1 protein-coding gene is annotated in these 2,922 nt (G+C 41.3%); it reads right to left on the minus strand.

The genetic code is table 11. The annotated features are described in order from the left end of the window. Window positions 1-1,625: 1,625 nt before the first annotated feature. Window positions 1,626-2,510 carry a flagellin N-terminal helical domain-containing protein gene (locus D104_RS30810; RefSeq protein ID WP_024024499.1) on the minus strand — a complete coding sequence of 295 codons (885 nt, stop codon included), beginning with the start codon at window positions 2,508-2,510 and terminating at the stop codon, window positions 1,626-1,628. Window positions 2,511-2,922 lie beyond the last annotated feature (412 nt).

Here is a 2,922-nt window from a genome sequence, read left to right on the forward strand (position 1 = left end):
CATTTTTTTTCGGCGCGACACTTTGCTCATCGCTTTACCAAAAAACGCTTTTGAAAAAGTGCTCGAGTACTAAAAAAAGCCCACTGTAATGGCGACATTCACTCATCCTTTCTATCGAGATGTTTCACTCATCCTGATCGAAGAAAAAAAGACCCAGCTGTGCCATGTAGGAAATGTAAAAAACATCGGCGTCGCCCCTGGTTTTTTTCACCTGGAAAAACGCATATCTACACACACTTTTCCGGCGACACTTTGCTCATCGCCTTACCAAAAAACGCTTTTAAAAAAGTACTGTGCCGTGTAAGCAATGTAAAAAAAATCGGCGTCTCCCCTGCTTTTTCCATCGGGAAAAACGCATCTCTGCACTCATTTTTTCGGCGCGACACTTTGCTCACAGCCTAACCAAAATCACTCTTTTTAAAATGCGTTCGAGTGCTTAAAAAAATCTGCTTCAATGGCGACATTCATTCACACCTTCTATCGCCCCTTCTATCGAGATGCTTCATTCATTCGGATCGAAGAAAAAAAGACCCAGCTGTGCCGTGTAGGAAATGTAAAAAACATCGACGTCTCCCCTGGTTTTTTTCATCTGGAAAAACGCATATCTGCACACATTTTTTTTCGGCGCGACACTTTGCTCATCGCTTTACCAAAAAACGCTTTTGAAAAAGTGCTCGAGTACTAAAAAAAGCCCACTGTAATGGCGACATTCACTCATCCTTTCTATCGAGATGTTTCACTCATCCTGATCGAAGAAAAAAAGACCCAGCTGTGCCATGTAGGAAATGTAAAAAACATCGGCGTCGCCCCTGGTTTTTTTCACCTGGAAAAACGCATATCTACACACACTTTTCCGGCGACACTTTGCTCATCGCCTTACCAAAAAACGCTTTTAAAAAAGTGTTCGAGTACTCAAAAAAATCCGCTTCAATGGCGACATTCACCCACTATTTCTATTGAGATGGTTCATTCATCCAGATCGAAGAAAAAAAGACCCAGCTGTGCTGTATAGTCAAAATCAAAGCGCACCACTTACTTAAATGTTTTTTCAAAGCTGACCTTTAATCCAATGCAACTCGCTTAGAAAGCGCGCACCTGGCCGAAATAACCTTAAAAAATACAAAGCTCAACTCCGCCTCGCGTACCATAAAAATCACGTCAGCTTTTACATTAAGAGCGCCATCGCCAGAGAGATTAAAAAAGCACCATCACTCAACACGTTCAAACAAACCCAATGCAAACACCACCAACCCCGATACTTGAAATCACTCAAATTACGAACGCCTTCAATAAAGGACTTAACGAACCAGGGTGTTTTCCACAAAATTAATAAAGAGCAAACTATGACTAAAAAAAGCCCATCTCAAAGTCGATCAAAACAAAGTACGCGATATATACCGCTTAAATCGTTCAACACCGCCTGTGGCATAAGCCTTAAAACCACCCTCCAACGCCCCAATAAACCGGTAAAACACATTATTTGGGCAAAAAAAAGCCGGGTGATAAATCACCCGGCTGAAAAGGCACCTCTAGGAGAGAGAAGTAGCCTATATTCCGAGAAAACTCGAATCATTTGCAAAAGCTGCAGTCTAGAGCCGCTTTACATCATGCTGTTTTATATAAAATTAACCACCCAATAGAGACAGTGCTGTCTGAGGTCGCTGATTTGCTTGAGCAAGAATAGTACTGCTTGCCTGTTGCAGAATTTGCGTACTGGTCAGATTCGCTGTTTCTTGAGCAAAATCGGCATCACGAACCCGAGCACGAGCCGCGGAGACGTTTTCGGAGATATTACTTAAGTTTGTAATGGTTGAGCTAAACCGGTTTTGTACCGCACCCAATTCTGCTCGCTTGAAATCCACCGCGGAAATCATGTCATCGATTATCCCGATCATACTTTGAGCATTTACTATGGTCGATACCGACGCACTTGTTACGCTCACCTGAGCGGAAGCCTGATTAGACAGACCCGACATGGTGAAACCGTTATTTGCCTGATAGTCGACAGAGTTATTGGCGCCACCGAATTCTAAGGTAAAGCTGATTGTCTGGTTTGCATCCGCACCGACCTGGAAAATACCTTGGTAAGTACCATCTAATAAGTTTGCGCCACCAAATGTGGTTGTCGCAGCAATTCGGTTAATCTCTTCAGACAGCTGAGCCATCTCTTGTTGTAGCGCAACACGGTCCTTATCTGAGTTGGACCCGTTGGCTGCTTGTATAGATAAAGTACGCATACGTTGCAGCATACTGGTTGTTTCGTCTAAGGCTCCCTCTGCGGTTTGAGAAAGAGAGATACCATCGTTTGCATTTCGTACAGATTGGTTCAAACCATTAATCTGTGAGGTCAAACGATCGGAAATTTGAAGACCGGCAGCATCGTCAGCTGCACTGTTAATTCGACGTCCAGACGACAAGCGTTGGAAGGACGTATCAAGGTCTCGACTAGAGTTTGCAAGTAGTCGCTGAGCGTTCAGCGAGGACACATTAGTATTTACGTATAAAGCCATTTTTTCTCTCCTAAAAACATTTTTTTAACGAGACAACCTTTTGATTTAATTAGTTATTTGGTTTTTGTCTCTTATTAAAGTTATCGACACCTTGGCGCTGATCTTTAATATTTTTTTATACTTTTTTTGATTTTATTTCGTTTTTCAAATGCAAAAAAAGCGGTACTCACAGTTATCGAACTGAGTGCAAATAACTTTAAAAATAAAGGCAAAAAAAAGCGAAAAAAGTCATAAAAAAGCGAAAAATCAAAAAAAGTAAGAAAAATTACATTGAACACTAAAGTTTTAAAAAAAGCCGCGCCAAACAGAATGAAAAACTGCTCATTTTTCATACTAGAATTCATAAAAACCGATATCAATAAAGAGTGAATGCTAAAGAGTGAATGCTAAAGAGTGGATGCTAAAGAGTGGA

This window comes from Marinomonas profundimaris, from assembly GCF_000508165.1.
Classification (GTDB): domain Bacteria; phylum Pseudomonadota; class Gammaproteobacteria; order Pseudomonadales; family Marinomonadaceae; genus Marinomonas; species Marinomonas profundimaris.

Coding starts and splice junctions, on each gene's coding strand:
- D104_RS30810 (WP_024024499.1), bottom strand. CDS start 2,510: ATGGCTTTATACGTAAATACTAATGTGTCCTCGCTGAACGCTCAGCGA.